The sequence below is a fragment of the Parasutterella muris genome (assembly GCF_009767915.1).
GTDB classification, from domain to species: domain Bacteria; phylum Pseudomonadota; class Gammaproteobacteria; order Burkholderiales; family Burkholderiaceae_F; genus Parasutterella; species Parasutterella muris.
This window is the reverse complement of sequence record NZ_WSRP01000010.1, coordinates 50,544-75,941: the sequence shown is the minus strand read 5'-3', so window position 1 is coordinate 75,941 and position 25,398 is coordinate 50,544. Positions and strand designations below refer to the sequence as shown.

At 38.4% G+C, this 25,398-nt stretch carries 22 protein-coding genes; 9 read left to right on the top strand and 13 right to left on the bottom strand.

From position 1 onward, the window contains the following. The first annotated feature begins 841 nt into the window (after window positions 1-841). Window positions 842-2,617 carry a rhamnan synthesis F family protein gene (locus E5987_RS04560; protein ID WP_160334908.1) on the top strand — a complete coding sequence of 592 codons (1,776 nt, stop codon included), beginning with the start codon at window positions 842-844 and terminating at the stop codon, window positions 2,615-2,617. 389 nt (window positions 2,618-3,006) lie between these two features. On the opposite strand, the gene E5987_RS04555 is transcribed toward E5987_RS04560, so the two are convergent. The 4 genes from E5987_RS04555 to glf all read right to left on the bottom strand — a co-directional run bounded on the left by E5987_RS04555 (window position 3,007) and on the right by glf (window position 8,352). Next, window positions 3,007-4,521 carry a hypothetical protein gene (locus E5987_RS04555; RefSeq protein WP_160334907.1) on the bottom strand — a complete coding sequence of 505 codons (1,515 nt, stop codon included), beginning with the start codon at window positions 4,519-4,521 and terminating at the stop codon, window positions 3,007-3,009. 392 nt (window positions 4,522-4,913) lie between these two features. Continuing rightward, complete coding sequence (locus tag E5987_RS13270) at window positions 4,914-5,042, bottom strand: hypothetical protein (protein WP_255453136.1); 129 nt, start codon at window positions 5,040-5,042, stop codon at window positions 4,914-4,916. A 51-nt stretch (window positions 5,043-5,093) separates the two neighbouring features. Further along, window positions 5,094-6,923: a glutamine--fructose-6-phosphate transaminase (isomerizing) gene (gene glmS / locus E5987_RS04550; RefSeq protein ID WP_160334906.1), complete on the bottom strand. Its 1,830-nt coding sequence runs from the start codon at window positions 6,921-6,923 to the stop codon at window positions 5,094-5,096. Window positions 6,924-7,254: 331 nt separating this feature from the next. After that, window positions 7,255-8,352: a UDP-galactopyranose mutase gene (gene glf / locus E5987_RS04545; protein WP_160334905.1), complete on the bottom strand. Its 1,098-nt coding sequence runs from the start codon at window positions 8,350-8,352 to the stop codon at window positions 7,255-7,257. A gap of 117 nt (window positions 8,353-8,469) precedes the next feature. Between glf and lplT the strand changes: the two genes are divergently transcribed. From lplT to E5987_RS04520, 5 genes are all read left to right on the top strand, one after another. Next, complete coding sequence (gene lplT, locus E5987_RS04540) at window positions 8,470-9,774, top strand: lysophospholipid transporter LplT (protein ID WP_160334904.1); 1,305 nt, start codon at window positions 8,470-8,472, stop codon at window positions 9,772-9,774. 88 nt (window positions 9,775-9,862) lie between these two features. Then, on the top strand, window positions 9,863-11,296 hold the full coding sequence (locus E5987_RS04535; protein ID WP_160334903.1) for a glucose-6-phosphate isomerase: 1,434 nt from the start codon (window positions 9,863-9,865) through the stop codon (window positions 11,294-11,296). A gap of 57 nt (window positions 11,297-11,353) precedes the next feature. Then, entirely contained in the window at window positions 11,354-12,145 is a 792-nt protein-coding gene (locus tag E5987_RS04530; RefSeq protein ID WP_160334902.1) for an ABC transporter permease, read from the top strand. Between the two features lie 2 nt (window positions 12,146-12,147). Further along, window positions 12,148-12,888, top strand: a complete 741-nt coding sequence (locus E5987_RS04525) for an ABC transporter ATP-binding protein (RefSeq protein WP_160334901.1) — start codon at window positions 12,148-12,150, stop codon at window positions 12,886-12,888. A 37-nt stretch (window positions 12,889-12,925) separates the two neighbouring features. Further along, window positions 12,926-13,894 carry a glycosyltransferase family 2 protein gene (locus tag E5987_RS04520; RefSeq protein ID WP_160334900.1) on the top strand — a complete coding sequence of 323 codons (969 nt, stop codon included), beginning with the start codon at window positions 12,926-12,928 and terminating at the stop codon, window positions 13,892-13,894. 1,348 nt (window positions 13,895-15,242) lie between these two features. On the opposite strand, the gene E5987_RS04515 is transcribed toward E5987_RS04520, so the two are convergent. Together E5987_RS04515 and E5987_RS04510 are read right to left on the bottom strand one after the other, a co-directional pair. After that, on the bottom strand, window positions 15,243-15,509 hold the full coding sequence (locus E5987_RS04515) for an integrase core domain-containing protein (RefSeq protein WP_160334899.1): 267 nt from the start codon (window positions 15,507-15,509) through the stop codon (window positions 15,243-15,245). A gap of 36 nt (window positions 15,510-15,545) precedes the next feature. Continuing rightward, window positions 15,546-16,214, bottom strand: coding sequence for an IS3 family transposase (locus E5987_RS04510; protein ID WP_160334898.1), 669 nt, complete (start codon window positions 16,212-16,214; stop codon window positions 15,546-15,548). A 468-nt stretch (window positions 16,215-16,682) separates the two neighbouring features. Here E5987_RS04510 and E5987_RS04505 point away from each other — a divergent pair, with 468 nt between their 5' ends. The 3 genes from E5987_RS04505 (at window position 16,683) to E5987_RS13450 (ending at window position 19,302) form a co-directional block, all read left to right on the top strand. After that, the gene (locus E5987_RS04505; protein ID WP_160334897.1) at window positions 16,683-17,384 is read left to right on the top strand and encodes a polysaccharide pyruvyl transferase family protein; all 702 of its coding nucleotides are present in this window, start codon (window positions 16,683-16,685) and stop codon (window positions 17,382-17,384) included. A 40-nt stretch (window positions 17,385-17,424) separates the two neighbouring features. Continuing rightward, on the top strand, window positions 17,425-18,501 hold the full coding sequence (locus tag E5987_RS04500; protein ID WP_160334896.1) for a glycosyltransferase family 2 protein: 1,077 nt from the start codon (window positions 17,425-17,427) through the stop codon (window positions 18,499-18,501). A 654-nt stretch (window positions 18,502-19,155) separates the two neighbouring features. Further along, window positions 19,156-19,302: an integrase core domain-containing protein gene (locus tag E5987_RS13450; protein ID WP_420901717.1), complete on the top strand. Its 147-nt coding sequence runs from the start codon at window positions 19,156-19,158 to the stop codon at window positions 19,300-19,302. Window positions 19,303-19,416: 114 nt separating this feature from the next. Here the strand turns inward: E5987_RS13450 and E5987_RS04490 are convergent, their stop codons facing one another. From E5987_RS04490 to E5987_RS04460, 7 genes are all read right to left on the bottom strand, one after another. Beyond that, on the bottom strand, window positions 19,417-20,169 hold the full coding sequence (locus E5987_RS04490; RefSeq protein ID WP_160334894.1) for an ATP-binding protein: 753 nt from the start codon (window positions 20,167-20,169) through the stop codon (window positions 19,417-19,419). After that, window positions 20,162-21,751, bottom strand: a complete 1,590-nt coding sequence (gene istA / locus E5987_RS04485) for an IS21 family transposase (RefSeq protein WP_160334893.1) — start codon at window positions 21,749-21,751, stop codon at window positions 20,162-20,164. Before istA ends, E5987_RS04490 begins: the two co-directional genes overlap by 8 nt. 224 nt (window positions 21,752-21,975) lie before the next feature. After that, the gene (locus tag E5987_RS04480) at window positions 21,976-22,125 is read right to left on the bottom strand and encodes a transposase (RefSeq protein WP_160334892.1); all 150 of its coding nucleotides are present in this window, start codon (window positions 22,123-22,125) and stop codon (window positions 21,976-21,978) included. Window positions 22,126-22,166: 41 nt separating this feature from the next. Next, window positions 22,167-22,412, bottom strand: a complete 246-nt coding sequence (locus tag E5987_RS04475; protein WP_160334891.1) for a hypothetical protein — start codon at window positions 22,410-22,412, stop codon at window positions 22,167-22,169. A 245-nt stretch (window positions 22,413-22,657) separates the two neighbouring features. Then, window positions 22,658-24,295 carry a YfhO family protein gene (locus E5987_RS04470; protein WP_160334890.1) on the bottom strand — a complete coding sequence of 546 codons (1,638 nt, stop codon included), beginning with the start codon at window positions 24,293-24,295 and terminating at the stop codon, window positions 22,658-22,660. Continuing rightward, window positions 24,285-25,196 carry a glycosyltransferase family 2 protein gene (locus E5987_RS04465; protein ID WP_338143618.1) on the bottom strand — a complete coding sequence of 304 codons (912 nt, stop codon included), beginning with the start codon at window positions 25,194-25,196 and terminating at the stop codon, window positions 24,285-24,287. Before E5987_RS04465 ends, E5987_RS04470 begins: the two co-directional genes overlap by 11 nt. Further along, a complete protein-coding gene (locus tag E5987_RS04460) occupies window positions 25,160-25,396 on the bottom strand; it encodes a hypothetical protein (RefSeq protein WP_160334889.1) in 237 nt (78 codons plus the stop codon). Before E5987_RS04460 ends, E5987_RS04465 begins: the two co-directional genes overlap by 37 nt. Window positions 25,397-25,398: the final 2 nt, after the last annotated feature.

Genomic DNA, 25,398 nt, shown 5'->3' with positions numbered 1-25,398 from the left:
GTGATTAATCGAAGTTCATATTGTCTGAGCACATTGGCTTTCTGCTCCGGCGTGAACTTCTTAGCCGAAGGCTTTTTTAGTCATATATCTCCTCGCTAGGAAATCGCTGAGTGTATACAAAATTTGGAGATAAATACTCTCAAACTCGCATTGGAAAAGACTCTCAGAATCGTGTTGGAATTCGGACTCACTATTGCGTTGGAATTAACTCTCAGAATCGCGTTGGAAATCACTATCAAAGTCGTGTTTGCTTAACAGAATTAGGGGCTATTCTAACCTCCATACACTTAACTGCTACCCTCTGTCTACAAAGACATTCCCGAATTAGCCGAAAGATAGTATTCCCTTCGACATACTAAGATGCATCATGATTATTATTGGAAAAGATAAAGACTCCTCCGGGAATTCTTCTAGTTATGGACACATTTTCGTAAGAGCGGACACTTAAAAAGAACTTTCAAGCAGCTGAGTCTTACGACAGCATCCTAGTCGTGGGCAGTAATCCGTACTGGAAAATCTTCTAACTCCTTTAAATTTCAACGTATTTTTAGGTTGCTTCATTATAAAAAATCGCTAAAAATAGGTATGTCTCACTAAACTCTATAGCCTATATTCTTATACAGTGTGCGATATTGTGCCGTTGTTTACAACCGTCCAGTGATCTTTGGTTTTTCCAGAAACCATTTCTTTCAAACAGATGACGGACTTATGTTGTGGTTTTTCATATTTCCGTGCAACTTTTACTATAGAACTTTGTCTTTTAACATAACATTATCATTAAGCTGGTTTTTAAAGCGGTAATATGCAGTTACTCTGTGTATAGCTAAAATAGTTTTCCACTATGATCTCAGTAGATAAATTTCTAAGAGTTACTTGTCTTTTTGCTCACTGGTCCTCTAGTGCCGACGTCAAGTCTTACGTTTTTACATATTTAGATGGCATTAAAGAAATTGCCACCGATATCTTTTTTATTTCAAATTCGTCGATCTCTGAATGTTCTAAGGATAAATTACAAGAAAATGGAGTAAAAGTCGTTATAAGAGACAACAAAGGTTATGATTTCGGAGCTTGGAAAGATCAAATCCTTAATATGGATTTAAAAAAAATAGACAGATTGATCTTATGTAACAATTCATGCTACGGTCCTTTCTATTCACTAAAAGAAATCTTCTCTAGCCCCATTGTTAATAGCGATTTTTGGTCGATAACAAAACACAAAAAAAATTTTGGGATAGCAGAGCACTTGCAGTCTTATTTTCTAGTATTTGAAAAACCGCTTCTAATTTCCCCTCTTTTCAAGAAATATTGGGAGAATATACCTTACTTTAAAAGTTGGAATGACGCAGTTCATAAAGGAGAAATCAATCTTACGTCTTTTTTTTCTTCTGAGGGTTTTACATATAACTCATTTATACGTGAAGATATTTTAAGCAATCGCGTTGGAAACCCGACAATTTTCTTTCCACTAGAGTTATTAAAAATGGGAGCGCCTTTTATTAAGCGAAAGGTTTTTAGCGAAGATTATCGTTCTATCATTTCCGTAACCAACGGTCACGCTTCCTCCGAATTCTTGGAGTTTATTGAAAATCGGTTTCCCCAGCTCTATAAAAATATTATTGATGATCTTAAAACTTCACTACCTCCTTCAAGGTTATCGCTCTGTACAAATTCTACGTTGATTGTTAGTTGTGAGGGCAAATCGCAGAATAATAATTCGATCAAGGTTGGAGTTATCTTTTATGTTTACTACAAAGAAGAAACCGAATTTGTCTTATCCTATATTAGAAACATTCTGTCTTTCCGCTCAATTATGATCCTGGTTGTTTCTCCCAAGAGCGAGCTTTTAAATTTCTATGAACAGAAACTGGAACATAACAATGTTCGATTTTTAAAGCATAAAAATATTGGCAGAAGCGAATCTGCCCTCTTAGTAACTTGCAAACCCTTTTTAGAGAACATCGATGTTTTTTGTTTTGTGCATGATAAAAATTCTTACCACATCAGACCGCGCCTGATAAGTTATACATTTATGGAACATTGCTTTGTAAACCTTTTGGGTTCTAAGAATTATGTGCTCAATGTTATCAACAAATTCATTGAAAACAAGTCTCTGGGAATGCTAGTCCCTCCTGCGCCTGTTTTTTCAAATTACGAGTCATGTATAGAAAATCCTTATGGCCCAAGCCTAGAAATAACTAGAGATCTGAGCAGACGAATTGGTTGTCAATCTTTTGATGAAGCGGGTTTACTTATCCCATTTGGAGGAATGTTCTGGGCAAGAACAGATGCATTAAAGCCTCTGTTAAATTTGAACTTGCAATATGAGTCTTTCCCCAAAGAACCTATTAAACTGCCGGATGGCACACTACTACACGGAATTGAACGTGTTTACCCATTAAGCGCTTTTAGAGCTGGCTACACAGTAAATAGAATAATTAACAGTGAGTACCTTTCTACTCATTTAAATCAAATTTACTTTAAACTCTGGAATGATCAAAGGAGGAGCATAAAACAACAACTAGCCTCATCGTTGAAAGCAAGGATCAAAAACAAACCCATACTTTATAAATTCTGTAAGTTTTTTTATGTAAAAATGTTACGAAACAAATTAAAATAGCGTAAAACGAACTAGCCTTATAGACTGCGACTTTTAACTCGTAAAAGTAGTAAAACAAATAGGAATTCTCTAGATTTTACTTTACACGCAACAAGCCTTGCTATTTTCCTATTGTTTTTTCCTATGCGTTAGGGGAGATTTTTTCTTTCGTCGGCTACGCTTTCGGACAAAATCTCCCCTAACGCAGCGGTTTTTGCGCTCACTTTTCTTTGTTAACTAACTGGATATCCGTAATTATATGCTGCCTTTGAACTCCTCCGGCGATACATACCCTAAAGAGCGTTAAGCTCTCTGCTTAACAGCCTTAAAAGCAAACGATAAAAGGCGTTCGAGTGGAAGATATAAATAAATTTTACACTCAAAACCAAGGAGAACTATCATGATGTTAGTTATCGTGATACTTGTTCTAGGTACTCTAGTATTGTTTCAGAGGGACTGTTTTCACCAATCAGCAACTTCCCAAATTTGACTCGATTATCAGCCAAATCATCTTTTCCATCTATCAGTATCTCTTGTAGCTTTGGTTTAAGTCTCTCGAGTTGGCTAACCTTGATTCTGGTAATCGATTCAATCATCTTTTCACCCAGTTCGGTGAACTCTGCATGCTGTTCACTATCAATCCAAATTATAGGTTTTCCTGTAAGCTGATAGGTCGCTAACATGCTAATTCCATCTGTCAGCAAAAGATCGCTTGAATTGAAGTCAATGATTGGTTCATCCATCATTGAATAAGAGAATAAAGGATTAGATTTAATTCTATTTAAAAACTTGTCGTAATCTTCCCGACTTATTTTTTTCATTAAAAATAAGTTCTTCTCAAAAAGAGGATGCGGTCGAAAAATAAGCCTAAATCCTAATTTTTCAACTGCATTTAATATCTCTTTAAAACTATCAGGAAATGTACCAAAACCTAGCCATTCACTATCAAAAGAATGATGAGGTGCCCATAAAATGGTCTTAGATCCGTCCACGGGTTTTATACAACTTTTTTTCTTTATATATTCGTACTTTGGCAGACCTGTTGTTACTAGATTAACACCCCCGATTATCGACCCAGTTTTGTGAGTCTCTATTGCTTGCTTTGTATTCTCAATAAAAATTGCAAATGCATTTCGATGCAGAGCCTGATCTGTATGTAAATCTCGATCACCTGAGGAATTTCCAAAATTTTTTGTGATTTGAATGCCAAAATATGATGAATAACACAATCTGGAGAAAGAAAGATTATTTGCGCTATATCCCTCTTCTACATCGTTATCCCAAGGTGATTGCTTAAAGATAAAATCAGGATTTAATAATTTGATTAGATTCGCACCGTCATGGGAGGAAATCGACCCAAATCTCAAATGCTCAAGACCTAATCTTTCTAGCCCCTTATGATTTTTTTCCTCAGAAAGATAGATAGGTTCCTCACTTGAGCCAAATTTATTATTAATTGAAATTAATATGACTTTATGACCTCTCCGCTTTGCCTCATGAATAACAGTGAGTATGGAGTCTATCGCTGCAATGTTATGTATAAGGAAAATAATAGTTAACTTTTTAAATGCATTTTGTTTTCTTGAAACTAAATTCAACGTTGCTTCTATATCAAAGATTTTTTGATTGATCCTCGCAATCAAATCTTCATAATATCCTTCTCTTTCTAGGATTTTTTTATTAACTTCCTCAATTGAAGTTTTAACTCCCTCGATTGAAGTTTTATTTTCTAAGTTTTTTTGATTAAGTTCCCCAAACATTGCATCATAATCTTCTCCTTTTTTTTTAATAAAACAGTAAATTGTTTCGACTGATTTATTTAGCTTTTCAAACTTTTTCTCAAACCTCAATGAGAAATTTTCTAGCAAAACAGGGAAGTATGAGTTAAAAAAATTAATCAATCTTCGTTTGAAATAGGATTTCATAGTAAAGCTATAAAAAATTATTATGTCATTAGCATGTAAGGGACAACATTCTATAAGTTATAGTAATTTACAACTAATACACTATTATCGACCAAACAGTGAAAAATGTGGCTCTTCACAACTTCATGTAACATACCAACACCCTATTAGCCGGATTTAAAAATCGCCACACTTCGTTTCTTGCATCTGTTCTTTAGAAAGGCTACAAACCTGGTGATTATACATGGTAACCATCGCACAAAATCTTTTTTCTTATCTCTGCGCCAAAAGACCGTAACTCATTTGAGTCCTTATTTTAACTTTCGATAAGTTGTTTTTTCGAGCACAGCACTTCGGCAGAAGATATGGCTCTTAGACTAAGTTGTTCCCCTTCAACAGGTTTTGTTTTTCCCTCATTCTTCCCATAAACCGTTACCAAACGAGCAGGCACGTACCTTGAGAGAACTTTCACTGCATTCTTGATCGTACAGATCGGCAACAAACCTTCTTGTATTGTTAGATATCTTTTCTTCAAATCTCATTGTTAACTCCTTATCTAGTCAACTATTTTTAGATACACATAGAAGATCCTACTACTCCACGGTGACGCTTTTAGCAAGGTTTCTCGGTTTATCTACATCTGTACCTTTGATGGTAGCAGTAATATAAGCCAGCAACTGCAGTGGAACTGTATAAACTAAAGATTCAAGATCTTCATGAGTTTTTGGCAACTGAATGACATGAAAATTCTTAGTAGAGCTCTCTAGAATACTTTCATCGTTAGTAAGCACATAGAGCCTACCTTTTCTCGCCTTAACTTCCTGGATATTGCTCTTAACCTTTTCAATAAGAGAATTTGATGGAGCTATAACAAGAACAGGAAGCATTTTATCAACAAGAGCTAAGGGACCATGTTTCAACTCTCCTGAAGGATAACCCTCTGCATGGATATAACTTATTTCTTTGAGCTTTAATGCTCCCTCTAAGGCTACTGGATACAACTGCCCACGACCTAAATAAATTGAATTTAATGCATTAGAGAAATCTTGAGCCCATTCTTCTATTGCTCCCCTATGGCTTAGTACCTCTTTTAATAATGAGGGGATCTCCGATAATCTATCAAGAATATAGTCTTTCGATTGTTCAAGCCTGTTTTTTATATCTGCTATACAAACTGCTAAACCGTAAAGGGCTATTAGCTGAGTAGTAAAAGCTTTAGTCGATGCAACGCCGATTTCTGTACCAGCCTTTGTAATGAAGTGCGCCTCCGTTTCTTTGACCAGAGAACTTGTTGCAACGTTGCATATCGCAAGACTCATTTCCATACCTTGATTTTTCGCATGCTGCAGTGCGGCTAGCGTATCAGCCGTCTCTCCTGATTGCGAAATAGCAACAACTAAACATTGAGGATCGGGTACGCTTTCTCGGTAACGGTATTCACTGGCAATTTCAACATTACAGTGGACTTTTGCAATTTTCTCTATCCAATATTTAGCAACAAGGCCTGAGTAATAACTTGTTCCACATGCAATAATCAAGATTCGATTTAATTTTTTAAAAAAATCCGGCGCGTTAAAGCCATAAGCTTCAGGAGCAAATCCTGAAAGCGCTTGAATAGTATTACTTACCGCAGAAGGCTGCTCATAGATTTCTTTTTCCATGTAATGAGTAAAGCCCTCTAAGGAAACACTATTCTCTTGAGCAGTTATTTTTGTTACAGGTCGGTTAACTGGAACAAAAACAAATTCATTGCGCTGAAATACCTGATAACTATCTGGTGAAAGCTCGGCTAAGTCCCCATTTTCTAAATATACAAATTTTTCTGTTACTCCCGATAATGCAACCGGATCAGAAGCTACAAAGTTCTCATTTTTCCCAATTCCGAGAACAAGCGGAGCTCCGAATCTGGCAGCCATTATTTTTTGAGGCTCATCTTTCGTCATTATCGCTACGGCATATGCGCCTTTCAATAAAAGCATAGCTTGGCTGAATGCCACGAAAAGATTTCCTTTATAAAAAGAGTGAATCAAATGGACGATAACTTCAGTATCAGTGTCGCTTTCGAAGACATAGCCCTTCTGAAGAAGTTGGTGCTTAATTTCTTCAAAGTTTTCAATGATGCCATTATGAACGATTGCGATCGCATTATGTGACAAATGAGGGTGGGTATTTCGAATTTCTGGCGCACCGTGTGTAGCCCAACGTGTATGAGCGATACCAATTGTCCCCGGTAGTTCAGGGTGGTTAAAAATCTCCTGTTCTAGAACTTCTACTCGTGATACAGTTCGATAGCGAGTCAGCTTGGAATTTGTCAAAGTTGCAACCCCGCAAGAGTCGTAACCTCGATATTCTAGTTTTTTCAGACCAGACAAAAGGACTCTTAAAATATTTCTATAACTTACACCGGCGATAATACCGCACATTATTAATTACCTTTTAAGAACAAACAGGCGATTCTGAAATAAAGAAGGTGAATAGTAAAATATCTTACTTCAAAATCAGATTTCCACCTGTTTTTGAATACCTAAATTATTCTCAGCATTGTCCTCACCCTAACCTTGATAGCATTTTAATGTTTCTTAAATCGAACCTTTTGCTCAAGCTGGTAAACTTCTCTTTCAATACGTAGAAAATAATTTTTAGGACTCGTTGCTCCTACAAGCATCACTTGTAATATCTTAACCCCTACCTCATACCACCTCAGAATAGCATCACGGGCCCCAGAAGAAAATGAGGCCAACCGCGACGATTTCATTAATAGGTTTTTAATACTTCAAATACCCTCTCAACTGCTTTATCCATATCATAATATTTGTAATCGCCCAAGCGTCCTAAGAAAGTGATGTTCTTTTCGCTTTCTGCTAACGCAAGATATTTCTGATATAGACTTTTATTCTCGTCATCAATAATCGGATAGTAACGCTCATTCTTACCCAGAATAAAAGCTTCAGGATACTCGTAAGATACTACTGTTGAAGGTGAAACTGAGTCTAGGAAGTACTTGTATTCACCAATTCTCGTGAAGTCATAGTTACACGGGTAATTTACAACCGAATTTTTCTGAAAATACGGTCTATCAAATGTAAGGAAATCAAACTTCAAACTTCTGTATGGCAACTGACCGAGTTGATAATCAAAATACTCATCTATCGCACCAGTAAAATAACAATGCTCAAACTCATTTAAATTGGTTTTATCAAACTTTTTTGAGAGTTCCAAAGAAATGTTTGGATGATCAAGCATATTTTTGAACATCTCTGTATATCCTTTCAGAGGAATACCTTGATACTTTGACTGAAAATAACGATTATCTTCCCCAACAAATACTGGTACTCTTCCGGTTACAAGAGGATCGAGTTCTTCCGGCTTTACACCCCACTGCTTGACTGTATAGTAGAGAAAAACTTTTTCGTAAACATAGTCCGCTAAAAATTGAAGTTCTTTCGATTTGCTTTGACGAAGCTTTAGAATCGGAACTTTTTGGTTAAATGGAAATTCATCCAACAAAGCGTCAATAAGGCGCTTCGCCATATCTGTAGGGAACAGTTGTTCAATTGAGTTAAAATTAAAGGGAATGGGCACTAATTGGCCATCGATAAGCGCTTTAACCTCATGCTGGTAAGGATACCATTGAGTAAATTGTGAGAGAAAGTGCCAAACCTCCTCGTTATCGGTATGGAATATGTGCGTCCCATAAAGATGTACATCTACTCCTTCTTCATTAAAATAATCAAAACAATTTCCTCCAATATGATCCCTAGAATCAATTATTGCTACCTGATGAGAGTTTTCAGCAAGTTTGCGTGCCAAGGTAATTCCTGTGATACCACAGCCGACGATAAGAATTTTCATTTCAGTTTGTCAAGATAAAAAAGTTAAAATTAGAGAACGCTTTTCTAAATCTGCCACATGATTCGACCTAAGACTATAAAGAATTATAATCGTCGAAAATATTTGAGGAGTTCATGAATGACAAAAGGCTTTTACAGCATTATGCTTGCTCAGTTCCTGTCATCACTAGCTGACAACGCATTGTTGATTGCTGCCATAGCCCTCCTTTCTACACTGAATGAACCAGAGTGGATGACCCCATTACTTAAACTATTTTTTGTTGTCAGTTATGTTTTGTTTGCAGCTTGGGTCGGAATTTTTGCTGATTCTATGCCCAAAGGCAAAGTAATGTTCATCACAAACGCTATCAAAACACTAGGCTGCACTATCATGCTTTTTGGCACCCATCCCCTACTCGCTTACGGGATAGTAGGATTGGGAGCCGCTGCATACTCCCCGGCAAAGTATGGAATTTTGACAGAGCTTCTACCTCCAGAAAAACTAGTAAAAGCCAATGGCTGGATTGAAGGTCTTACGGTTGCATCCATTATTCTAGGCACTGGTCTAGGCGGCTTTCTGATTTCCCCAATGGTTGATCATTTTGTTCAAGGAGCTAATTCATTTGGGATTCATAATGCGGCTCAAGCTGCAATTGCAGTAATGATCTTTGTTTATGCTGCAGCTGCCGGGGTAAATTTACTAATTCCTGATACTGGGGCAAGGTATCCACAGCAGGATTTCCGCCCAATACAAACATTAGTGAATTTTGGTGAATCTTGCTCACTGTTATGGAAAGACAAACTCGGACAGATTTCTCTTTCGGTGACAACCTTATTTTGGGGAGCGGGAGCGACATTGCAATTTTTAGTTTTAGCTTGGGCGGATCATGCACTAGGACTTGATCTTTCCAACGCTGCAATACTACAAGGAGTCGTGGCTGTAGGCATTGCTATTGGTGCCGTCCTAGCAGCCGCGTTTGTCAGTTTGAAGAAAAGTACTAATGTACTGCCCGTTGGTGTACTAATGGGATTCTCCGTTGCTTTTATGTCTTTCTTCAGAGAGTCATGGATCCCTGGAGGCTTTTATATGTTTGATTTTCACTTCTCCTATGCGGTTATTGTCGCCTGCATCATGCTTATTATGGTTGGTGTAATGGCTGGTTTTTTTGTGGTTCCAATGAATGCTCTTCTTCAACACCGTGGACATGTGCTCATGAGTGCTGGAAGATCGATCGCTGTACAGAATTTCAATGAGAACAGTTCAATTCTTGTAATGCTAGCACTTTATTCTTTACTTATTAAAGCTGGGCTTGGAACAGTTACAATCATGGTTCTGTTTGGGTGTTTCGTAGGCTTCTCAATGTTAGGGGTCATCTTCAGATTTCGTTATAATCAATCTAAGATGGATTCCTTACATTTAATTGGCGAAGATAAAAGACATTGAGCTCTTCTCATATTAAGTTGTGCCTCTTACTGTCAAGCTCCGTTTGAATTATCATACAACTCTCACCGTAATAATTGACGATTAGAAAATGCAATCCTTAACAGTTGCTCCCTTCATCAGAGATTCTTTCGAAAATTTTAGAAAGAGCGCCTGTGGTATCACACTAGATCTTGGACGTCAGAGAATATCCCAAAAAGAGTTACTCAACCTCATAGATTTTGTTAATGACAGGAGAATGATCGAATCCTTTAACGAAATGAGGCAAGGCAAGATCGTTAATGCTAGTGAACAGCGCTCTGCTCTCCACACTTCATTGAGGGACCCATCTAAGGATGCCCCTCATGCAACAGAAGTTCACGAAACACTGGAAAGATTGTGTTATTTCGCTGACAACGTTAGAAACTGGAAGTGGCGCGGCTGCACAGGGGAACGTATCACTGATGTTATCAATATCGGCATTGGTGGATCTGATATGGGTCCGAGAACTGTCTATAACGCATTGAGAAAGGCGAACCCTGAGATACATTTACATTTTCTGGCATCTTCTGACGGTGTAATTTTTGATAGGGTCACTGAAGAATTGGACCCATATAAAACTTTGGTCGTAATTTCTTCTAAAAGCTTTAAAACTCAAGAAACACAAGCAAATGCCCAGGAAATTTTTCATTGGCTAAAGCAGGCAGGAATTCCCGAAAAGCAGTTCTCCAAACACGTAGTTGTTGTTTCAGCTAATCCACATGCTGCAGAGTACTTCGGCTTACCTAATGACAACTACTTTCCTATCTGGGATTGGATCGGCGGACGTTTCTCTGTATGGGGAGCAATTGGTCTACCAGTTGCGATTGCTCTTGGAACAGATGTCTTTAGAAGATTTCTTGCTGGCGCACATCAAATGGACCAGCATGCCTCTTTTACCCCTCTGCAAAATAACCTTCCAGCACTAATGGCTATGTTTGCATATTGGAATGTCAATAATTTAGATGTTTCTTCATATTGCTTTCTTCCTTATGATGAACGTTTAAGAACTATGGTTGATTGGCTCCAGCAGCTTGAAATGGAGAGCTTGGGGAAGAGCATTAAATCCGACGGTAAACCCGTTGTAGGTAAAACATCATTAACCGTATGGGGTGGCCATGGGAACGAGTCTCAACACTCTTTCTATCAATGGCTTAGAGAAGGAACAGCCAAGACAGCAATCGATGTCTGCTGGTGCGAAAAACCAGGGCATTCACATAAGGTACTTGATGATGTTCTTATGGCTAATGCAAAAGCTCAGACGGAAGCTCTAGTAACTCGTGATTCAAACTGCCGTTATTTCAATGTAGTCTCCACTGTTACGCTTGATGAGTTAACTCCTGAAAGACTTGGAGCGCTAATGGCAATGTATGAACATAAAACAACAATGTTAGGTACTTTATTTGGTGTTAATGCCTTTGATCAGCCGGGTGTTGAATTTGGGAAAGAGTTAGCAAAGAAAATTTATTCTATTAGGAATCCTACTTCTCATAACTCAACTCATTAAAAACTTTTCACCCATAGTCAAATTTGACACGAAGATGATTTATTTCTGCTTATTGCGATGACAAATTTTTTAGGATTCTCAGACATTTTGCAAGGAATACGCACTATTTCCTTGCCGCTTTATCTTGCGAGGGCAGACATCCGCCAACGATATAGACGATCTACTCTAGGCCCCTTTTGGATAACAATATCAACTGGGGTTATGATTGGTACGATAGGCTTAATTTTTGGTGGTTTATTTAAAACACCCATGTCTGAATTTTTACCTTTTCTTACCGCTGGTTTAATTATTTGGTCGTTCATTAGTCAGACAATCATAGAAGCTACCACCGTTTTTGTTTCGGCTGAACCTATTATTAAACAATTGCCTATCCCGCTGTTTACACATGTTATAAGGATGGTTGCAAGGAATTTCTATATTTTCCTTCATAACATTCTCATTTTTCCAATTGTTCTTTTAATTGTGCAAAAAGGCGTGGGGGAGGAATTAGTTCTTTCAGTAGTAGGGTTGCTTCTGCTCATTGTTAATTTACTTTGGATCTCACTACTTCTTGGCATTATTTGTGCTCGATATAGAGATATGACTCAAATTGTAGTGAGCCTACTACAGATATTTTTTTACGTAACCCCTATAATCTGGATGCCAAAACTTCTGCCCGAAAGAACAGATGTGATGATTCTGGATCCAAATCCGTTTTATCATGTAATTCAGATTGTGAGAGCGCCTTTGCTAGAAGAATGTCCGACTTTGACAAATTGGAATTTCTCTATTTTATTTGCATTATTAGGCTGGACATTCACAATAATCTTGTTTAATAAGTACAGAAAACGTATAGCTTACTGGTTATAACTATGGGAAAAGTTATCTTAGAGGATGTCTCGGTTGATATTCCAATATTTAACTCACAAACGCGTTCCTTAAAAAAGACGCTCATTGGAGTAGCCACAGGCGCCCGTATCGATTTGAACTCCTCTGGAAAAGCAATAGTTCGCTCCTTAGACCATATCAATCTAAGAGTTGAAGAACACGAAAGGATCGGCATTGTTGGACATAATGGCGCTGGTAAAAGTACTTTACTTAGAGTTCTGAGTAAAGTTTATTGCCCGACTTCAGGGACAGCCATAATCGACGGTAAAATAGGCTCCTTAATTGATATTTCCCTAGGAATTGACCCGGAGGCAACCGGAGTCGAAAACATTTATTTACGAGCAGCGTTACTCGGAATTGACAAAAACAGAGTGGATGATGAACTCGATGATTTACTTGAATTTACTCAATTAGGGGAATTTATCAACATGCCCGTAAGAACCTACTCGACTGGAATGCACATGAGATTAGCATTTGGAGTATCGACTATGATTTCACCTGACATCCTTATTATGGATGAATGGTTATCTGTTGGAGATAGAGATTTTCAAGTCAAGGCAGAAAAAAGATTAAATAATTTAATTGCTAGGTCTAACATTCTTTTTTTAGCGTCACATTCTAGAAGTTTAATTGAAAGATGCTGCACTAGAGTTATCTGGCTAGAGCACGGTTCAATAAGACAAATTGGTTCTCCTGCTGAAATATGCAATTTGTACTTCGGATGAAAAAAAATATTTTTTTACAATTTAACTCATTACTGTTATGTATTCCAAAATCCCGCTCGTATCAATCCTAGTACCTTGTTTTAACGTTGAAAAATATGTAAGAGAATGTCTAGAGTCAATTAAGAATCAAACCTTAACAGACATTGAGGTTATATGTATCAATGATGGCTCAACAGACTCTACCCTTTCCATACTAGAAGAGTTTGCTGCCAAAGACTGCAGATTCAGGATTATAAATAAGAAGAATTCAGGGTATGGAGACTCGATGAATAAGGGCCTTGATTCTGCAAAAGGAAAATATATTGGTATCGTAGAAAGTGATGATTTCGTCGAAGAAACAATGTTCGAAAAAATATGCGGAGAGGCAGAGAGTAAAAATCTCCAAATATCTAGGTGTTGCTACAATGAGTATAAACAGGGTTTAAAAACACCGATTAACAACGATTGGGTTCCAAAAAATAAGGTATTTAACCCTAATGAAAACCAAGCCCCATTCTGGCAAGCACCAGCGATATGGAGTGCGATTTACGATCGCAATTGGCTGAATGGAAATAACATCCGATTTTTACCAACACCAGGGGCCAGCTATCAAGATACATCCTTCGCTTTTAAATGTTATGCGTGTTGTGATCGTTTCCAAATGATCAATGAAAACTTACTAAATTACAGAACAGATAACGAAAATAGCTCCGTTAATAATCCTAATAAAGTGTTCTGTGTTTGTGATGAATGGAATGAAATTTATAATTTTGTGCGAAATATGACGCCAGGAAGGGACGATCTCCTTGTACTTATGCCCGTTTTACAATATGGCACCTATAAATGGAATTATGAAAGATTAGGTACGAAAAAATTAAAAAATAAGTTTTTAAGGGTTTGGGTAAAAGAGTTATTTGCTCATTTCATTAAAGGTGAGCTTCCATTACATAAACTTGATAGTTCTGTCAAGACTAAAATTAAGGGAGTCCTTTTAAAAACTTTTTTTAACCACACAAGAAGTATCTAGCATTCCGTTTTATAGAAGTTGAGGAACATTCCTAAATGAGTTGCCTCAACTTCTACGCCGCCTATGCCACTGCCTCAAAAACCTGACAGTAACCTAATACGATTATTAAATTTTCATTCCCAAAAGTGAACGGAAATATCGATCCCGCTCCACCGTTTCAGTTCTCCATAGTATTTCACCCGCATTGCCGACTACAGTCTTTTCTTCGACACAGTCAAACCAGTCAAGAATCTAAGCTAATGAGTGTTTTCCCGGCTAAGTGGGCAACTTTTTCCTCATCTCGCTCAGCTTTAGATATTTTCTCTACAGGAGCTGAAGCTAATGATTCTTTGATTTTTCCCATCAGCCAGCATCTGTGACTCAGAGCAATGAACTAGACAAACTGTCTGCCCCTCAAGCGATCTCCGGACCAGACTCTCGGCTTTATGCCGTCACAATATTCCTTGTAGATGGCGAAGGGCTCCTGATTGAACTTCACTGTGAGCGGAGCAACACTGCCTACATGACCATCTCTGCTTTCTTTGCGGCGGATTCTGAGAGTTCCTCTCCGTTCAGCACTGCCTATCTTAGCTCAGTGAGCTCCTCTTCAAATGCCCAGGTTCGACAGGAATGCATCTCCGTATTCCTCTAAATGTGAACATAGATTTGACGGATAAATTTCTCCTTTTCTCCCGCCTTTAGCCACCTCTGCTTCTTCTACGACGCTTTGTGATTTCTCTTAACGATTCGAACGGTATTCTCAATGGTTCGAACGACGATTCTCACACTGTCGTTTCCTGAAATCGGTTGACTACTTGATGTTATTAAACCTAGTTAAAGTTTACTGTTTAAAGAGTAATTCCTGAAATTTGTTTACCCCTTGTTGATCTTATTCCTCCCTACGTGATCTCCAATGCTTCTTTGACTCCCACTCTTAAAGCAGTCTTTGCCAGAGTTAGTAAGTTATTGCTTAAATGCGGTCGGCACTCGTTGTAGAAAGAGATCACTTCAAACAACGCTTGCTCCAATGCTCGTGAGTTTCAAACCTACGACTTCCCAACATATCATTTTTGATTGTCGAATTGATCCGCTCAGCTATTGCGTTTTTCAAACGACAAGTTTAGTGACCCGTTGAATGAACTAACCCCATAGACTGCGACAGTTAGCTCGTAAAAGTAGTAGAACAAGTAAGATTTCTTTAGATTTTACCTTACATGCAACAAGCTCTGCTATTTTCTATTGTATTTTCCTATGCGTTAGGGGAGATTTTGTCTTTCAGCTACGCTTTCAGACAAAATCTCCCCTAACGCTGCGGTTTTTGCGCTCACTTTTATTATCTAACTAGCCGGATATCAATCGGTATCCGGAATCACATGCTGCCTTTGAACTCCTCCGGCGATACATACCCTAAAGAGCGTTGAATGCGCTCTGTGTTGTACCACGAGATGTAGTCAGCGATGATTTCCTGAGCCTTTGCTCTCGTCAGCTCTATTCTTTCCTGCGGAGTCATTCTGCGGAACGTTTCACTTTTCATATGCCCGTAAAACGTTTCCATGCTTGCGTTGTCAAGGCAATTTCCTCTTCTGGAGTAGCTCTGACAGGCTCCGAGTTTTCTCACTGCTTTCATGTAGGACATACTTGTATAGGTTCCACCTCTATCGCTGTGGATGACTCAATCTGATGGCAGCAGTCCTTCCTTAGTCGGAAGCTTATTTAACGTAGCTAACGCTAATTGCAGCTTTGCACTCGAACCAGTTTCCCAAGCAACTATCTTATGGTTAAATAAATCTTTGATCGTGCTCAGCACAACCCAGCCCTCTCTTACCGGGGCAAAAGTCATGCCCGTGACAAGTTTTGTCATCGGTCCGGATGAAGAGAAATCCCGTTTCAGCACGTTGTACAAAGGTTCCTGAACAGGCTCAAGCAATTCGGTCTTGTAATGGATTCTGCGCTTTGGGCGGACTCTTGAATTTAAGCCAGGCAGCCTCATGAGTCTGGCGACGCGTTTATGGTTAATGGCAAAGCCGTTTAGTTTGCTCAAATACACTGCCATTCGCTTTGCTCCGTAAGCAAAATTGCGGCGCTTTTGGAGCTCTGAAATCTGAGTGACTAAAGGATCATCTTCTTCAGCTCTTAATTGTTTTTGCCGCTTCCTGTAAAGCGTGCTCCGATGGATTCCTAGCCAGGAGCAGGCCTCCTTTATTGGCACCCCTTTGCCTTTTAAAGACTCAACGATTGAGACAATATTTGATTCAGAGTGGTCCTTTAAATTAAAGTTTTTGGTAATCCACTCTTTGATTGTAAATGTATAGGCTAAGACGGACGTAATTGAGTAGCGCATATTCTCGTCTCCGGATCTGCTACTATCTCCAACTATTGTACGTCCTTTGTGATTTTTTAATTCGGATTTAACCTTCCGTTGAACCGAACGTGGTTCCAGACCATAGAATTCAGCTGCCTTTAGCGAGGAACGAAACTTCCCTTCAATAACTTGTGTCGCAATAGAACTTGCGAAAGCTCGAGAAATGGCCATTTTGGATATCTCGTTCTTTCGGCACTGGGTTATGAGGAACTTTATAGTACCTCTATAAACGCCAAATTGAATTGCAAGCTTAGTGCAGGACAGGCCTTGACCATGCAGCTTAACTATTTCTTCTCTTTCAATGGTGGAAAGCGGAGATTATCGCTCTTCGGTGGCAATCCAATCACTGCTTAAGAGGGATTTAGCCTTCCATAAACGCAAAATATCTTGCGGAACGCCCGATAGCTGTTCAATCTCTCAATACTTTTTCATTTCATCGAATAAGGATTGAACCAACCTTTTGATCTCAAGAGAAAATATCTCCCTCGCCAAGGTGCCTCCTTGCCAAGTGTCGCATTTTCAGAGGGCAGTTCATTTTACGCTATTTTAATTTGTCACGTAACATTCTCTCTGCGCTCTACGAACTCTTTCCAAACCTTAAGGAATGCCGGTCTAGACATGTCAAATGCAACCTTAACTCAGGATTTAGCCTATAGCTATCCATATGACAGTAAAAGGTTAATTATCACTTTGATGCCAATTAACGAGGAACAAATGAAAGAACTTTCTATTATCCTCGCAGAAGCTATTAAAACGTCGAAAACAAAATGGCTAGTTAATTTATTGCCATTCTGTCTACAGTGTGATTGCGACCTGCCTAGTTTAAAAAAATTAGCTGTCTTATTGGACATTCAAAATATAAAGGTAGAAGTTTTACTGAAAATTGCAAATGAAGAGGCTATAATTTCCTTTTTCAAAGGCACGGACGTTTTCGTAAATGTGAGGTATCACGCTTCATTAATAAGTTTAAGACTAAATAAACCAACGATAAGTATTGTCTGGGATGATTACCCTCATTATCGTAATAAAATTAATTACTTATATCGTGATAAAAAAGAAAACATGGACATTATCGACAGCGATAAGCTATCTTTAAACTATCATGACGAACTGTTATCTATCTTTGGTTCTTTTCTTCGTGCGATATGACACTCAATAAACATGAAAACATCATAATTGGAGGGAAAAAATGATTTCCGTTATTGTTCCTGTCTACAACGTGGAGAAATACTTAGGAAAATGCCTAGACAGTATTTTGGCACAGACTTTCACTGATTTTGAACTAATTTGTGTTGATGATGGATCTACCGACGATTGTCCACGCATCTTGAAAGAGTATAGTCTAAAAGATAGCAGAGTACACGTCTACTCCAAAACAAATGGAGGAATTTCATCTTCTAGAAATTTTGGCTTGGACAAAGCTACAGGTCAATACGTTTTCTTTATGGATTCCGATGACGAGCTGTATCCTGAATCTCTTGAACTTCTTTATACCGCTATAAAGAAAGAAAATACGCAAGCCGCCGTCGGCTCTATCAAAGTCGAATATGAAGCAAATGAAGAGCTCAGAGACTCAGACACAGCCTACTATACAATAATGAGGTCGGGAAAGGTTAAGTTGACGGATAAGATAATTTCTGATTTCCATTGCTCAAGTTGCGGGTGTTTGTTTTTAGTAGATATTATCCGGGATAATGCATTGAGGTTCCCTCTCGGGCTTTTTTATGAAGATGCTTGGTGGCATTGGGCTTACTTCAGCCAAATAGAGTCTGTCTCCTTCATCAACGTGCCTGTATACAAATATATTAGGCATCCTGTCTCAATAATGGCTAATACATTCAACAAAGGTGATAAACGAGCCATCCAACATTTGTTCATTACAGATAAACTCTTTGAATACTGGCAATCTAAAGATCAACTACATCAACGGAAAAGCACAGCCTCTAACTTGTTAGAGAGTTTTTTTTGGTTCTCCTTTAGATATTCGCCGCAATCTGAAATTCCGTTTGTAATAAGTGAATGTTTAAAAATAATTAGGAAATACGATTTACCTGTTGAAAACAATACGACTTTGGCATCTATTAACAATGGAGAATTGCGGTATTTATTCCCATCTGGATCGACACAAACAATTGATCCAAGTTATGCTAGATACCTTCAAATTAAGGCCTTTGTCGATCAAGTATTGCCAAGGAATTCCAAAAGAAGGAAAATTAGCTACCGAATGGCACGGCTAGGTTATAAATTTTTAAAAAAAATTATTTAACAGTTTTGCTCAAGGGGCTCTGAACAAAGGAAAGATAACCCAAGTTTGAGATTTTCCCCTCCCTTTGTTTGGCGTCAGTAAGCAGGCGTACTACAAGATTCAGAAAAGAGGCTCTTCAGAGGCAGAATCGAGGTGTCTAATCGAGGAGCTAATCATTGAGTGCTGTAAAGAAGTACGCAGCGTGGACCCGAATATAGGCGGAAAAAACTGTGGACAATGTACTCTCAAAAGTTTCCTGGAAGATTGCATGTCGGACGAGACCGGTTCGCAGACATTCTTGCAGACAATCATTTATAACTGCGGCAGAAGAAAAGAAAACCGAGAACAACCGATTCACAGCATAATCTGACAACTTATCCAAACTTAATTAAGGACCTAATACCATATCGAGCGAACGAGATATGGGTTAGCGATATTACTTACGTACCAATTAAAGTAATGGATTGGGAATTGGAGTTTACATATTTAGCGCTAATCACAGATGCAGACTGTAGGCAGGAAACTAGGCTCTGACCTGAGCAATAGAACCGCAATCAGCGCACTAAAAATGACACTCAGTCTATGGATAGATGTTAAAAAAGAAAGCTTGATTCACCACTCAGATCGGGGGGGGGGCAGTATGCAAGCAAAGAATATGTTGAATTACTTCGAGCATTGGGCATATGTATAAGCATGACTGAAAACGGAGATCCAAAAGAAAATGCAATAGCTGAGCGGATCAATTCGACAATCAAAAATGAAATGTTGGGGAGTCGTAGGTTTGAAACTCACGAGCATTGGAGTAAGCGTTGTTTGAAGTGATCTCTTTCTGCAACGAGTGCCGACCGCATTTAAGCAATAACGTACTAACTCCGGCTGGAAATTATCCGCAGCGTGGACACCATAATCCTTATCGTGGACACGCTGCGTTTTTCCTTATTTAACTCCTGTTCTCATGGACGGACCTTTCACCTCAATTCTTATTACATTTTGCAGAAAGCGGTCCATAAATGCATCTGCAAATGTTGCATCGGCGATGTAATCACTCCAGCAATTAACTGGAAGAACCGTCGTGACCAACGTACTCGCCTTGCCTGACCTAGCCTCAATTAGTTCAACCAAGTGTCCTTTGCACCTTGGATCAAGTTTTCCGAGCCCCCAGTCATCCAAGATAAGCAAGTTGAACTTGGCATATCTGTTTATAAACTCGGGGATAGAAGTCTGCGTTAGCTCAGTAGCTCTAATTTCATCTAAAAGCAGAGGCATCCGGACCATCTTGACGTTCATTCCGGCGCAGCAAGCTGAGTTAGCCAGAGCCGAAGCAATCCATGTTTTCCCCACGCCGGCTTTGCCAACGATTAGACAGTTTTGAAATGCACGTATCCAATCACAAGTGGCCATAGAGTTCAGAACCTTCTTATCCAGCCCTCTGGTCGGTTTATATTCAATCTTGGACACTAGAGCATCTTTGTGCCTTAGCTGAGCGTTTTTTAATCTGCGGTCTAAGCTCCTAGTATTACGGCCACTATCTTCTCTTCTTAAAGCTCTGCCCATCCATTCCAGCTGAGACAAGTTTAGATTTTCTGGGTTTGACAGCAGTTCATCGATTTCCTGCGCCACGCCCGGAAGACGGAGTGTTTTGCAGAGTCGTTTAATTTCTTCTTGGGTATTAGCGATTGGGTTATTCATATTTCCTCACGTTGTTATGGCTTGGGGTTACGTAGTCGTACTCTTCAGAGGGATTACCGCTAAAATTAAAGTTGGTTTGGCGTAATCGCTGTTGTTCCTTCAACTCAACTAACTCTTTCAGGAATTTGTAGGAGAACTGACGGAACTCGATTGCCTCTGCCATTGCTTCGGTTAGTATCTCGGGGCAGTACATATATAAAAGTTTTCGGGTGACTGCGTGTAGCCGTTGACGGCTCACAAAGTCACCCGAATTTGTCCAGAGTTCGTCGACATAGTTTCTGGCAACGGCTTCTTGAACTCCCTTTTTAACAAACTGAGATACAAAGTATTGGGGCTCACGCCTTCTATTCTTCTCACTTTCTGTCAAATGTGCTTCAAGTATGTGAGTCTTACAGCCTCGTTCTTCATAACAACGTTGGTGGCAGCCAATCTCTTTATGGGTATCCGCATCAAAGATCCGGACTTCTTCGTCTGAGAGCCTTACGTTTACTTTTTTATGCACGTAACTGGCCGGAACGCTATAACGATGCCCTTTATCGCGATGGATCTTTATGCAGTGAGACTTGTCCACGACGAGGATAAGCCAATCACAAACTTCATACTTTGTCTCGGGCAACGGATTTAGCAGAGGTAATTCCTCCTCTAAAAAACGTTTTTCTCTGCTGATTTGCTTGGCCGCAGATAGTGGTCTGGCGTTTAGTTCTACAACTTTTTCTAAGATTCTTTTGTTGAGATGCATTAGGTTCTTAGCAAACACGGGACCAGCGCTCTCTAACTGGCCTTGAACCCACGTTTGTACAAGCCTTACTGATGCTTCAACTCGATTCTTTTCTTTAGGGCTGTAGGGCTTACAGCTCCACGGAGTAATGTTGTAATGATCACATAGATCCTTAACAATGGCTGTTACAGTGCCTTCTTCTTTACTCGCCGTTCGAACTAAGGCCTTCGCATTGTCAACAACAAGAACTTTCGGACAGCTACCGCAGAAATCAAAGGCTGCAATGACGCCTTCAACCCAACTGGCGGTTTTCTCATCTGCTGTGGCATAAGCAAATAAATAACCGCTGTATGGCAAACATGCTACAAATATGTGGGCTTTGTGTATTTCTCCATGTTCATCAATCCAAGGTAAAAGATCTCCGGAGTAGTCGATTTCCATCTTCTCCCCTGCAATGTAAGTGTTATTTGTGATGACGGGAGCGCCTTTGTTTTCTTTACGCCATTCTCGATACTTACGGCAGAAATACGGATAGGAAATGTCAAATGATGGCTTCTGCGATAGAAGCGATTCGTAAGCAACAAGAAGATTCACATGCTTGTTGTTCAGCCACTGACAAATACTTTCCCAATCAACATCTTTGAGATTTTTAAGTGCCTTTTTGCGAGGATAGAGCTTTAGAAGAAGAGCCTTATCGCTTAGAGGACACAGCTCATCAACGCTTTGACCACTAGCATGAATTCTTTTGTTTAGCTTATTAACAACGCTTTTTGAAATTCCAATAGTAGAGGCGATAAATCGACAAGATTTTTTCTGCTGAAGCAGGGTAAGGATTGCACGGATTATTGATACAGGTAGTCGCATAAAAGCTCCTTTAATGTTAAAGAGCTTTCAGGGTAGCTAAACAAAATATCAGGTGTCCACGATTAGGATAATTCCCACTCCGGCAAAGGCTGCAGCTTTAAGAGGAGAGTTAAAGAAGCATTGGAAATCACGTAGGGAGGAGTATCTAAGAGGTAGATAGTGAAGTAAAATTCGTTCACTCCTGCTTTCGGTTGTCAGTAGGCAACACCTACTGGCAACCGATTTCAGGAAACGCCAACTTTGAGAACACTGTTCAAATGATTGATAGAATTCACGCTGCCGCTCACGACATCAATATTCAGCATCGCCTGAGCAATACTGCACAGCTTTTGGAAAGAGCCTCTCAAATCCGTCGGCGTTACAACCACTGACACACTAGAACTCTCCTTAAACAAGATATTCATTTGCTCTGCACCTACAGAATTGTTCTGAGCAGTGCAACAGCTGCGTCGCCAGCATTGCTGGCATGAAGCTCAAATTCAATGCCGTCTACTCGATATTTAAGAACGGCTGACTCATTGGAATCCGCTGTCGCTGACTCCAGTGTAAATACACTGATTGAGCTCTGTTCTTTGAAGGAGTTGTTCAACACGCAGGGAAGGTTCTGCCCAACAATCTGAGGATGAATCCGCTTGCCGGTTTCCTGTCTTATTCTCTCCAACACCTCAGTGCTGTTAAGGTACTTTCTTCGTGCCAGGGTTTCATAGTGCGCCCAAGAAAATCTCGCTATTTTGTCCTCCGTTAAAGTACGTTAGACAAGTATATGGCGAGGTTTTAAAAAGTAAAATTATGCGATGAGACGCTTACTTCTCATCTCGCCGTATGCTCTAGTTTTAAGAAACAGACGGCGAAATTTGAGAAATAAAATTATATTAAAAAAAGACTACTTCGAATAACAATAGGCCGTTATTTGGATAGTTCATAAACCTGTCCATGCCAATCCTCATAGATTACTTTTGCATCTTTTAAATTTAATTTTTCATTGAGATACTTTATAATATTCTGTTTGTTACAGAATCTTGAAATAACTATGAAAACGCGATCGATATTTTTCGGAAGCTTTATTTTAGATATATTGTTTTCAGTTATCATCTCAACTTCTTTCGCATTGATGAAAAAATTGAAATAAGCCATTGTCGGCCACCAGAACTCGTTTTTATCAATATAAATTATTCTGGAATCTTGTGTATTTTTAACTAATTCAATAGCCTGACCTTCTTTTTTATGTATCCAGTGAATGTTGTTTGTTCTAATATTCGAAGCACTAAAAGATAACAATATTAAGAAAAAAATGAAATACAAAGTAATTTTCTTTTTTATTAACAAGCCAGAAATATTAAAAAAAATAGAAACTGCAACGAGGTCTAATAATGGTACTACAAAATAAATATATCTCACATCGGTAATAGATGAAAGTTGAACAACAAACAAATAAGAAATCAAAGATGCTAAAAATATTATTCCGATGAGGATCCGATCACTTGATATTTCAAAGCGAAGATAAGGTTTAAAACTAAAATCACAAATCACCAAGAGTCGCGATTCTGTTTTGCTGTATTCAAACTTAACAAATTTTCTCAATAATAAGAATAAAAGGAGAATAGAAGATAGTCCAAATAACAACAAAAAAATAGATTGTGAAAGCTGAGCATTTAAATAATAATCTACTTTTTGTATAAAACCTGCACTTCCAAAATTTGAGAATGCTTCTTTTCCACGATAACCATCAAAAATGTGATGTAATGAAGGTGTAAAACATATAATTGAGGAAAATATACCTAACAGTGTGCAAGAAATAAAGATAAACAATTTATTGTATTTTTTAATTAATAACAAAAAAATACAATAAAAAGCACTTATAAAAAATGCGTAAATTACAAAATAATATTGAGTATGAAATCCCAAAAAATACGATAGTGTTATTGCAACACACAAAGCAATAGGAATCCTTTTTTTTCTGTCAAACAATATAATTAGATAGGTAATAAGGAGAGTGAAGAACGTCAACAAAGCATACATTCTTATAATTAAGAATGTAGATAACGCACTGACAGAAAATCCATAAAATGCTACTATAAACAGTGATATTATTTTATCTTTTATTAACTGATTAGAAATCTTCCATAAAATAAACTGATTTCCTGCAAAAAATATAAAATTAAGAATTAACCCTTGCCATTTTGAGAAAACTCCCCTAGTTAAAGAAGAAATCGTATGAAATAAATAGTAATACAAAGGTGGATGAACATCTGCGGCCTGAGATGCGAAAACTGAGCCATATTCAAATTTCTGATCTGGTTGTACAGTTAACGAATCTAGAAAAAAAGAGCTCGGAAGCCATCGGCCAAAATAGTCTTTTGCATCTCCTATAAACGGAAACATATATGAATTTGAAAGGTTATAGCTCCATAATTCATCAATAAAAAAACCTTTTTTTTGGTTACCAAAATAAAAAAGGAGTAAAAGTTGTAGCAATACTAATGAACAAAATAAAATTGTAAAATATGCATTTTTTTTATCATTGTCATAAATTTTATTTATCATTTTTTCGCTCCCCAGATGTCTTCAAAATATACCTAGGTCTGTTCTTTACCTCTAAGTAGATGCGACCTACATATTCTCCCAACACGCCAATTGACATTAATTGAACTCCTCCTAAAAATAGGATAGACACAATGATTGATGCGTACCCGCTAATCGGGATACCCAGAATAACTTTTTGGAAAAAGAAATAGACTGCCATCACAAAGGAAAACAGAGATACAATTAGGCCGAAGTACGTGGAAATTTTCAGTGGTGCAGTAGAAAAGCTTGTTATTCCTTCTAAAGCAAAATTCCATAATTTCCATGCATTGAATTTCGATGAGCCGGCCTGTCTCGATGCTCTTTTATATTCAACAACATCTGTTCTGTTCGAACCGGGCCAAGCAAATATTCCCTTCATGAACAGATTTTTTTCTGGCATTCGTTTAATATTTTCTACGACCTCTCGACTCATCAACCGGAAATCGCCAACATTCTCTTCAATTTTTGGCTTACTAACCAGATTATGGAGACCATAAAACCACAGAGCTGTTTTTCTTTTTAAAAAACTGTCTGAGCTTCGATCAACCCTCTTAGCTAAAACTACATCTGCACCATCAATAAATCTCTCAATTAATTTTTCGATGACTTCGGGAGGATCTTGAAGATCTACATCAACAGGAATTACAGCATCACCTTTAGCGTGTTCTATCCCGGCTATTAGTGCCGCTTCTTTGCCAAAGTTACGAGTAAAAGTTAAATATGAAACCAAAGAATCTTTGTCTTTAAGTTCCTTAAGTCTTTCTTGCGTTCCATCCGTGCTGCCATCATCGATAAAAAGTATAGCAATGTGAACGTGTGAAGAAGTTTGATAAGTTGCGCTATTTAAATCAGGTTGAGTATTTTCTTGAGGAGAGTCAATAATTTTTTTAATCCTGTATTGCTGATTACCCCCCCTAACAGCTCTATATCTTTTTCTTTTCTGTGTAATTTATCATCATCTTCTTCCTCAAACGTTAGTTTATCTTTTGTTGAATTTGGATACAAAGAACGAATCTTTTTATAAAAGAGAGGAATTGATTCCTCTTCATTAAGAACGGGTACTATTAATGTTATCAACATGT

Coding starts and splice junctions, on each gene's coding strand:
- E5987_RS04560 (WP_160334908.1), top strand. CDS start 842: ATGATCTCAGTAGATAAATTTCTAAGAGTTACTTGTCTTTTTGCTCAC.
- E5987_RS04555 (WP_160334907.1), bottom strand. CDS start 4,521: ATGAAATCCTATTTCAAACGAAGATTGATTAATTTTTTTAACTCATAC.
- E5987_RS13270 (WP_255453136.1), bottom strand. CDS start 5,042: ATGAGATTTGAAGAAAAGATATCTAACAATACAAGAAGGTTTGTTGCC.
- glmS (WP_160334906.1), bottom strand. CDS start 6,923: ATGTGCGGTATTATCGCCGGTGTAAGTTATAGAAATATTTTAAGAGTC.
- glf (WP_160334905.1), bottom strand. CDS start 8,352: ATGAAAATTCTTATCGTCGGCTGTGGTATCACAGGAATTACCTTGGCA.
- lplT (WP_160334904.1), top strand. CDS start 8,470: ATGACAAAAGGCTTTTACAGCATTATGCTTGCTCAGTTCCTGTCATCA.
- E5987_RS04535 (WP_160334903.1), top strand. CDS start 9,863: ATGCAATCCTTAACAGTTGCTCCCTTCATCAGAGATTCTTTCGAAAAT.
- E5987_RS04530 (WP_160334902.1), top strand. CDS start 11,354: ATGACAAATTTTTTAGGATTCTCAGACATTTTGCAAGGAATACGCACT.
- E5987_RS04525 (WP_160334901.1), top strand. CDS start 12,148: ATGGGAAAAGTTATCTTAGAGGATGTCTCGGTTGATATTCCAATATTT.
- E5987_RS04520 (WP_160334900.1), top strand. CDS start 12,926: ATGTATTCCAAAATCCCGCTCGTATCAATCCTAGTACCTTGTTTTAAC.
- E5987_RS04515 (WP_160334899.1), bottom strand. CDS start 15,509: ATGTCCTACATGAAAGCAGTGAGAAAACTCGGAGCCTGTCAGAGCTAC.
- E5987_RS04510 (WP_160334898.1), bottom strand. CDS start 16,214: ATGCGCTACTCAATTACGTCCGTCTTAGCCTATACATTTACAATCAAA.
- E5987_RS04500 (WP_160334896.1), top strand. CDS start 17,425: ATGATTTCCGTTATTGTTCCTGTCTACAACGTGGAGAAATACTTAGGA.
- E5987_RS04490 (WP_160334894.1), bottom strand. CDS start 20,169: ATGAATAACCCAATCGCTAATACCCAAGAAGAAATTAAACGACTCTGC.
- istA (WP_160334893.1), bottom strand. CDS start 21,751: ATGCGACTACCTGTATCAATAATCCGTGCAATCCTTACCCTGCTTCAG.
- E5987_RS04470 (WP_160334890.1), bottom strand. CDS start 24,295: ATGATAAATAAAATTTATGACAATGATAAAAAAAATGCATATTTTACA.
- E5987_RS04460 (WP_160334889.1), bottom strand. CDS start 25,396: ATGTTGATAACATTAATAGTACCCGTTCTTAATGAAGAGGAATCAATT.